This window comes from Mesorhizobium sp. M6A.T.Cr.TU.014.01.1.1, from assembly GCF_004022765.1.
GTDB lineage: Bacteria > Pseudomonadota > Alphaproteobacteria > Rhizobiales > Rhizobiaceae > Mesorhizobium > Mesorhizobium mediterraneum.
On sequence record NZ_RZPG01000139.1, the window covers coordinates 1 to 402 of the forward strand.

Annotated in this window: 1 protein-coding gene; it reads right to left on the reverse strand. The window is 63.9% G+C overall.

Going from position 1 to position 402, the window contains the following annotated elements:
• Positions 1-66 precede the first annotated feature (66 nt).
• Positions 67-402: NAD(P)H-dependent oxidoreductase (locus EN885_RS33320; protein WP_206616890.1), on the reverse strand; the 336-nt coding region annotated here is incomplete at its 5' end.

The following is a 402-nucleotide window of genomic DNA, read 5'->3' on the forward strand; positions in this document are numbered from 1 at the left end:
GTCGTAAATTGCGGGTAAGCGAGGGCGCTGCCCTCGCCTGTTTCGATCGCAATCTGGTGACAAAGCCTATTCGGCGGCGATCCTGCCGGCCGAGCGGTTGGCCAGCACGAAGCCGACCTCGTCAACCGCCTGCGCCACACGCTTCAGGATCGCCTCGGAGCGCAGTACGCCGTCGGTGAAATCCTTGTCGGTGGCGTAGACGGCGGTCGGCAGCGCAAAGGCCTCGAAGAAGCCGAACAGCGGCCGCAGTTGATGTTCGACGATCAGCGCATGGCGCTCGCCACCGCCGGTCGCCGTCAACACGATGGGCTTCCCCCGCAGCGCTGCCGGATCGATCAGATCGAAGAAATGCTTGAACAGACCGGTATAGCTGCCCTTGTAGGTCGGCGAGCCCACCGAGAC